The sequence below is a fragment of the Kitasatospora sp. NPDC023385 genome (assembly GCF_055664045.1).
Genome location: NZ_JBVOOL010000065.1, coordinates 1 through 7,455 on the forward strand (window position 1 = coordinate 1; position 7,455 = coordinate 7,455).

7 protein-coding genes are annotated in these 7,455 nt (G+C 71.9%); 4 read left to right on the forward strand and 3 right to left on the reverse strand.

Annotated features, from left to right (window positions below; genetic code table 11):
* Positions 1–88 precede the first annotated feature (88 nt).
* The 3 genes from AC0B61_RS36730 to AC0B61_RS36740 all read right to left on the reverse strand — a co-directional run bounded on the left by AC0B61_RS36730 (position 89) and on the right by AC0B61_RS36740 (position 3,824).
* On the reverse strand, positions 89–2,461 hold the full coding sequence (locus tag AC0B61_RS36730) for a TOMM precursor leader peptide-binding protein (RefSeq protein WP_471746822.1): 2,373 nt from the start codon (positions 2,459–2,461) through the stop codon (positions 89–91).
* A 20-nt stretch (positions 2,462–2,481) separates the two neighbouring features.
* Positions 2,482–2,667, reverse strand: coding sequence for a hypothetical protein (locus AC0B61_RS36735; protein WP_471746823.1), 186 nt, complete (start codon positions 2,665–2,667; stop codon positions 2,482–2,484).
* Between the two features lie 161 nt (positions 2,668–2,828).
* Positions 2,829–3,824 carry an ArsR/SmtB family transcription factor gene (locus AC0B61_RS36740; protein ID WP_471746825.1) on the reverse strand — a complete coding sequence of 332 codons (996 nt, stop codon included), beginning with the start codon at positions 3,822–3,824 and terminating at the stop codon, positions 2,829–2,831.
* Between the two features lie 232 nt (positions 3,825–4,056).
* On the opposite strand from AC0B61_RS36740, the gene AC0B61_RS36745 reads away from it, so the two are divergent.
* From AC0B61_RS36745 to AC0B61_RS36760, 4 genes are all read left to right on the forward strand, one after another.
* Positions 4,057–4,728, forward strand: coding sequence for a DedA family protein (locus AC0B61_RS36745; protein WP_401087019.1), 672 nt, complete (start codon positions 4,057–4,059; stop codon positions 4,726–4,728).
* Positions 4,729–5,111: 383 nt separating this feature from the next.
* Positions 5,112–6,677 carry an IS4 family transposase gene (locus tag AC0B61_RS36750; RefSeq protein WP_471746829.1) on the forward strand — a complete coding sequence of 522 codons (1,566 nt, stop codon included), beginning with the start codon at positions 5,112–5,114 and terminating at the stop codon, positions 6,675–6,677.
* Entirely contained in the window at positions 6,611–6,988 is a 378-nt protein-coding gene (locus AC0B61_RS36755; protein ID WP_471746827.1) for a transposase, read from the forward strand. The genes AC0B61_RS36750 and AC0B61_RS36755 overlap by 67 nt, the downstream gene beginning before the upstream one ends.
* A 134-nt stretch (positions 6,989–7,122) precedes the next feature.
* On the forward strand, positions 7,123–7,455 hold a 333-nt coding region (locus AC0B61_RS36760), incomplete at its 3' end, for an IS3 family transposase (protein WP_471746831.1).

Below are 7,455 nucleotides of genomic sequence, written 5' to 3' on the forward strand. Positions count from 1 at the left end.
AACTCCCCATCCCACTGTCCCAGCACACCAGCAGTCTGACCCCACACCGAGTGACGCGGGGCCAGAACCCCTGATTTTCAGTGAACTTCTAGACGAACAGCGGTACGGGGTTGAGTTGTTCCCGCGGCAGGGGTGAGCTTCTCCGCCCGAGGGCCACCGGCACGTCGAAGAGCCGGCCCGGCGCGAACCTCGCCCAGAACTGCCGCATCCCCGGCACGATCACCTTCACCACCGGGATCCCGAGGTCCTCTCTCGTCTGGTCGAGCACCAGGAGTTCCAAACCGCGGTCCCGGACCAGCCCGGTGATCGCGGTGACGTCGTCCAGGAGGTCCTCGGTCGGCGCGTACGCCCAGTCCCCGGAGCGGCGGGGCGCCACCGCCGGATCGGGTGTCAGGTAGTCGCGGCCCGCGAGCGTGGCGGTGCGCCACCAGTCGAGCGCCTCTGGATCGTCGATCCGGTACCCGGTGCCCTCCGCCGTCACCGCGCCGACGGCCGGGAGGAGCTGTCCCATCTCGGTCAGCGCGCGGCGCAGCGCCAGCCGCGGATCGAAGTGGGCGCCGAAGCCGAAGATCACGTCCTCGGCGGGCTTGTCGGTACGGCGTGACAGGGCCGCCATGACCGGGATTCCGAAGTCGGAGGTGAGGTCGAGCACGTGCACCGAGCGGTTCGACGTGCGGTAGCCGTCGAGCAGCGCCGGCAGGTGGTCGTCGTCGAAGGCGGCCAGGTCCACACCGGGCTGCCGGGTGCGGTTGTACCACCACAGCGCGACGGCGTCCCGCTCCACCAGTTCCAGGAACCCCTGGACGAGCGCGTCCTCGAGGGTGCTGCCGGCCGCGTTGCCGTTGGAGTCCGCCCACAGCCCGTCGGGCGCGGCCTCCGCGCCGAAGTACAGCATCGACGTCGGCAGCAGCCGGTGCGTACGCCCGGTCAGCGACCAGACCCGGGTCCACTCGGTGGGCCGGGCCGGGGCGAACGGCGCGGGCACGTACTGGAAGCGCGAACCGCGCGCGTTCCACCGGTCCCGCTCTCGGAACTGCTCCTCGGCGTACAACTGGACGGCGTTGGGGTGTAGGGCCGCTGGCCCGAGCCCGCGCAGCGAGTCGCGGACCACCGGCTCGTCGCCGTGCCGGGTGCCGCTGTACCGCTCCACGGCCTCGCACAGTGCGCTCACCCGGGCCTCGGTCTCGGTGAGGCCCTTTCCGCCGCTCAGGCTGCGCAGCCCGGCCCGCAGCCCCGCGAGCGAGCGGCCGGGCATGGCGAGGTTGGGCCCGGACAGGAAGGCCTGGACGAAGTCCGGGCTGCCGGGAGCGCGCCGGATCTCCTTGACTATCCCGGTGACCGGATCCACCAGGTAACCGTGGCGCTCCAGCATCTGCCGGGGCGTCAGGGCCCGGTGCCCGTTGCCCGCCCCGGGGGCCTTGGGGCGCGACACCGGTTGGAACGGCGCCTGGACCCGCCGCGCCACCAGGCCCCGGTCCCCGCAGGACGGGCACTGCGGGATCCGGGAGACCGGGTGGGCGGTGGTGGCCAGCGTGGCTGTATCCAGGGAGCGGACGGACGACTGTTCCGGGCCGCGCAGTCCGCCGAGCCACTTCGCGGCCTCCAGGGCCGCCAGGTGCAGGGCAAGCGTGCGCACCACGGGCAGGGTCGCGGGCGGCAGCGGCACCGGGTCGGGCCGGCCGAGCGAGTGCCGGAGCAGCTCCTCCGAGTGGCGGTGGCCACGCAGCCGGGACGCCAGGCAGTGCCAGCATGGGCCCTCGCCCGGGCGGAACACCGGCCCGAACCACGGGTTCGACCATCCCAGCCGGACCGGGAGCCAGGCAGTGCCGTCCTGGCGGTGCAGGGCGTCCACCTCCGCGAGGCGGGGGGAGAGGTAGTCGTCGCACAGCACTACGGACAGGTCCGCGGGGGCGTCCCGGTCCGCCGCCGGGTTCAGCCCGGCGCCGCTCAGGGCCGCGCAGGCCTCTGCGGGGTCCGCGTCGGTCAGCGCGAGGAGCCGCACCCGGGCGCGGGCGAGCGAGGCCGGTACCCGGCCGCCGTCGAGCCCCAGCAGGTCCCAGAACGCCTCGGCGGCGGGGCCAGCGGATGGCGGCGGACCGGAGGACCGTGCGCGGTGCCCCGCCGGGCCTTCGGTGCCCGTCCCAGTCCGGTGGTGCGCCCGGTCGTCGTCTGCCCGGTCGTCGTCCGCCCGCGCGGGTCGCACCCGGAGCAGGCCCGCGGAGGCCAGCGCCCGCAGGGAGCCGAGGGCTTCCCCGGAGGCGAGCGCCGGTGCCGCCTCCCGCAGCACGGCGGCCGTGCTGCGGCTGCCGTCCAGGAGCGGCGCCAGCACCTCGGCGTGATCTCCGCGCAGTATGGTCAACCCGCGTTGGGAGACCAGGTACACCGCCTGTCCGGGCACGGTTTCGGCTCGCAGGTGGCTCTTGAAGCCCACCCGGTCCGTATCGCTGGTGACCAGCTGCATTCTCTTCCCCCGTGTGTCGGTCATGCGCCCGGCTGCCCCCCGGTGGTCGAGGAGGGGGCGGTCTGGGCCGACATGACGCAGACGGTGAACAGGGCCACGCCCTGCGGCGCGACGGTGTCGACGTCCTCGATCACCAGGCCGGTGGTGGAGGCGGCGCTGAAGGCGGAGTCGCCAGTGACGGTGCCGAAGGTGGGGAAGGTGCTCATTGCTGCCGGAACTCCTTGGTCGTCGCTCTCGATCTGTTGCGAGGCCCCACTGTTGCGGGGCCCGCGCCACGATTCTGCGAAGCGGGGAAAGACGGGGACAGTGCTGCAGTCACTTCCGGAGTGTGAAGACGTCATACCGGCTTGCCGACCAGCGGGCCGGTTCAGGCCGAGCGGACGCTGGCCGGGCCCTCATACGGGGCACGGCCGGAGCCGCCGTTCGGGCCGTCGGCGGCCGTGAACGGCAGGACCTTGCGCGACTGCCCGCCGAGCAGGGCCATGCCCAGCGGGGTCACCGTGTGCAGGGCGCTGCTGCCCACCCGCCGGGTGCTGATCAGCCCGGTCTCCCGCAGGACGGTGGCGTGCCGGCTCGCGACCCCCGGCGACACCCCCAGCCGCGCGGCGAGCTGGGAGTTGGTGGAGGTGTCGGTCAGCAGGCGGAGGGCGGCCGCTCTGGTCTGCCCGACGAGCGCGCTCAGCGCCTGGGACTCGCCCTCGTCACCGGCGTGGCCGTCCGGGGCCGGGACGTCGTCCCACCCGGCGACGAGGCCCGGAGAGGCGGCGAAGACCAGCACGGCATGGCCGCTGTCCCGCTCGTGGGCCACCAGCCGCCCGGCCTCCCCGGGCAGGAACACCGACGGCTTGAGGACCAGGCCACGCCCGTCGAGGGTGAGGGCCACGTTGGGCCCGTCGTCTACCTCCAGGACCGGCGCTTTCCAGGAGATCCGCGGGTGGAGCGTCGACAGCAGCTGCTCCACTCCGCCGCCGGCCGCGACCCTGCCGTGGGCCTCGCACACCGCCTCCAGCCGTTCGAGGATCCTCGCCCAGTACGGGGACACCCCGGCGCGCCACACATCGAGCGCCAACCGGGTGCCCTCCGCACGGGTACCCGGCGCACGCTGCGCCGTCTCCTCGCAGCCGGCGCGTTCGAGCAGCCGCAGCGGCAGGTTTTCGGCGCCCCGGGTGAGCGGCACCGGCAGGGCCGCCCGGGTGCCGGCCCGCAGGGCGTTGCGGACGGCGACGCACCACCGCACGTTCGCGTCGTCGCGCCAGGGCCGGGTCAGCAGCCGCAGCGCGAACACACCCTCCATCAGCGGCCCCAGGCTGCTCTGCAGCCGGACGCGTGTCAGATCGGTACCCGTGAAGTGAATCCGCTGCATCGAGGCCTCCCCGTTACGTCGCTGTCGTGCTACCTCGACACTGTGCTCGCGGCGCCTGCGGGAACAGTGCCTGGTTCCCGTGGGCCGGGTGCGTACGTCACGTGACCGACCATGAGAATCTCAGGCCGCGCGGCTCGGGCACGGGCGACAGTAATGGTTACGGAAAACCGCAGCAGGACCGGGCGGTTGACCTCATGGTGACGGCCGGGCCCCGGCCTCTAGAGTCAATGGCATGATCGCAACGTTGGCTTCCGCGTCGCTCGCTACCGCTTCCGCCGAGCCCGCAGGCGGCATCGCCGGATGGGCCGTCGACGTCATGACCACCCTCGGTGCCGTGGGCGCCGGCCTGACCAATCTGGTCGACACCGTTCTGCCGTTCATCCCCAGCGAGATCATCCTCCCCGTCGCCGGGTTCGCGGTGGGGCAGGGCAAGCTGAGTCTGCTGGCTGTCATCGTCTGGACCACGATCGGCTCCATCGTCGGCTCCTGGATCGTCTACGCCGCAGGTGCGCTCCTGGGCCGGGACCGGACCCGCGCACTCGCGGCCCGCATCCCGTTCATGAGTGCGCACGAGATCGACAAGGCGGACGCGTGGTTCGAGCGGCACGGCCGCAAGGCCGTCTTCATCGCCCGCATGGTGCCGGTGGTACGCAGCCTCATCTCCGTACCGGCCGGGATCCAGCGCATGCCGCTGCTGGCCTTCACGGCCATGACCGCCGCCGGCAGCCTGATCTGGAACACCGTGTTCGTCCTGTTGGGGTACTGGTTGGGCGACAACTGGAACTTGGTGGAGGAGTACGGCGGCTGGGTGTCGAAGGGCGTCGTGGTGGTAGTGGTGCTGGTGATCGCCCGCTGGTTCATGGTGCGGATGCGCCGCCGACCGAGCGCCCGCCACCGCAGCTGAGGCCCGCGTCGCACCTTCCGGGGCCCATATCCCATATCACGCCCGTGAGACCCGCGTCGCATACCGGCGCAGGTCTCGGCTCTTTCCGCCGACGGCAGCGGCCGACTCCGGGCTGACGTCGAAGCGTTCGCTGACCGCATCCGCAGCCTTCGGTCACCGTCCGTCCCGTCCCTCCTCGCACCTGGGGAGGCCACCGCGGACACCTGCCGGCCTGGCCCGGTGCGGTGGGCGGTATCCACGACCTCCTCGTCCTCACGGACTCCCCGCACGACGACCTGCTCGCCCGGTTTCACGGATCCGGATTCCGGCGTGCCGCCTGGCAGTTACCCGATCGGCGCCCGGCAGCGACCGGTCGGTGAGCAGCCCGGACACGCTGGGGGCATCTGGGGGAGTTGACCCGGCAGATTCCCTTCGAACTCGTCGACGACGTCTTGGCGCGGACGGGCACCACGCAGGCCAGGCTGCGGATGCTGCCCTCGCGGGTCGGCATGTACTTCGTTCTGGCCCTGGCTCTCTTCCCGAGCCTGGGCTACCTGCGAGTGTGGGACAAACTCACCGCTGGCCTATGGCAGTTGAACATCCATCGCCCCTCAGAGAAGGCCCTGCGTGACCTGCGTCGAAGACTCGGGCCGGCCCCGCTGAAGCTCTTGTTCGACAGCCTCGCCGGGCCGGTCGCCCAGCCGACAGCGCCCGGCGTGCGCTACCGAAGCTGGCGAACCGTGGCCTTCGACGGGTGCAGTTCTGCCAAGGCCCCCGACCGGCACCGCGTCTGCGACTGGCTCGGCAAGATCAAGCACCGCTACGGACAGGAGGGCTACCCCATGCTGAAACTCGTGGCCCTGTGCGAGACCGGGACGCGCGCCCTGCTCGGTGCGGTCTTCGGCCCGGTAGCCCCGGGAGAGACCGTCTATGCCGAGCAACTGCTGCCGCTACTGGACGACAGCATGCTGCTGCTGAACGACCGAGGCCTCGACTCCGACGAGTTCCTGGCCCGCTGCGCGGCCACCGGCGCCCAGCTCCTGGTCCGCCTCGACAACCGCCGCACCCCCGCCAAGTGGGCCCACCTGTCCGACGGTTCCTACCTGACACGGATCCGTGGGGTCCGCCTGCGCGTCATCGACGCCCAGGTCACCGCGACAATCCACGGGGGCGTCCGCATCACCGGCCACTACCGCCTGGCCACAACGCTGCTCGACCACCACCGCTACCCCGCTGACGAGCTCGTCACCCTCTACCGCGAGCGATGGGAGATCGAATCAGCGTTCTATGCCCTGCGGCACTCTCTGGCCGGCGGGCTCGTCCTACGCTCGCACGACCCCCTTGAGGTGCAGCAGGAGATCTGGGCCCAACTGGTCGTCTACCAGGTTCTTCGCCGAGCCATGGCCGAAGCCGTGGAGTCCGCGCCCGGCACCGATCCCGACCGGGCCGCGTTCACCGCCGCCCTCGAAGCCGCCAGAGACCAGGTCGTCGCCGCCGATGGCATCCTGCCCGACCCCACCCGCCCCCTCCAGACCGGCCGGATCGGCCAGGCAGTCCTGGAGAACCTGCTGCCCAGGCGTCGGCCGCGCATCGCACCCCGCCGTGTCAAGTGCCCCGTCTCCCGCTACGCGAACCCGCCCGACCAGAGCCGGCTCCGGGTGACCGCCCGGATGGCCGGGATCACGGTCACCGTTCACCAGAGCGCCGAGCTCGCTCCCGAGGGTCGACGGGATCGCACGCTCCAGCTCATGCGCGCTGACCCCTGCCGATCCCGGCACGCCACCGAGATCGCCAAGGAACTCGGCCTTGCCCACCATCGAAGCCTGACCGGTGAGCTCATCCGCTGGGAAAGGGAGGGAATCCTGCGCAAGGTCGCTCCCGCGACCTACATCCTCGCTCCCGAATGGGCCATTCCCGACCGGCTGGAACATCACCCGGACGTGGTCTTGACCGGCCCAACCACCCCTTAACTACGCGGCATTGGAAGTACCCGCCCGAGTTGCGGCAGCGAGCCGTTGCCGCGTACCGGGCCGCCGATCCGAAGCCCGTGATCCGGCAGATGGCCCGCGATCTCGGAGTCCACCACGAGGCCCTGCGCAACTGGATCCGTCAGGACGAGGCGGACCGGGGTGAGCGGGACGACCGGCTGACCACGGCGGAGAAGGAGGAGCTGGCCGCTCTGCGGAAGGAGAACGCTGAGCTTCGCCGGTCCTGCGAGATCCTCAAGGCCGCCTCGGCTTTTTTCGCCCAGGAGCTCGACCCGACCCGGCGACGGTACTGAAGCTCATCGATGAGCACCAGGACCGCTTCGGGGCCGAGCCCGTTCTCCGGGAACTGCACATCCCGGCCTCCACCTACTACCGCTGGCGCCGCGAGGTTCACGAGCCGTGCGAGCGCAGACGCCACGACGCGGAGCTGACCGAGCATATCCGCCGGATCCATGCAGACTCCGACGAAACCTACGGCTCCCCGCGCGTCCACGCGGCCCTGCGGCGCGAGGGCACCCGGGTGGGCCGCAAGCGGGTCGAGCGCCTGATGCGCCAGGCCGGCCTGCAGGGCGTGAGCCCGCGCCGGCCCCGCTCCTTCACCCGCCGCGATCCGGCGGCCGGCCTCGCCCCGGACCTGGTGCAGCGCGACTTCACCGCCGACGCTCCGGTGCCCTTGCTCGGGAAGGCCTCGGTGAGCCGGTCCAACGACTGGACGACGGGGATGTCGCGGGACAGGTCGTCGGAGCCGGGCTGCTTCAGG

What these genes read in the sequence shown, in the direction of transcription:
- AC0B61_RS36745 (WP_401087019.1), top strand. Translation starts at nt 4,057, where the DNA reads ATGATCGCAACGTTGGCTTCCGCGTCGCTCGCTACCGCTTCCGCCGAG.
- AC0B61_RS36730 (WP_471746822.1), bottom strand. Translation starts at nt 2,461, where the DNA reads ATGCAGCTGGTCACCAGCGATACGGACCGGGTGGGCTTCAAGAGCCAC.
- AC0B61_RS36755 (WP_471746827.1), top strand. Translation starts at nt 6,611, where the DNA reads ATGGGCCATTCCCGACCGGCTGGAACATCACCCGGACGTGGTCTTGAC.
- AC0B61_RS36740 (WP_471746825.1), bottom strand. Translation starts at nt 3,824, where the DNA reads ATGCAGCGGATTCACTTCACGGGTACCGATCTGACACGCGTCCGGCTG.
- AC0B61_RS36735 (WP_471746823.1), bottom strand. Translation starts at nt 2,667, where the DNA reads ATGAGCACCTTCCCCACCTTCGGCACCGTCACTGGCGACTCCGCCTTC.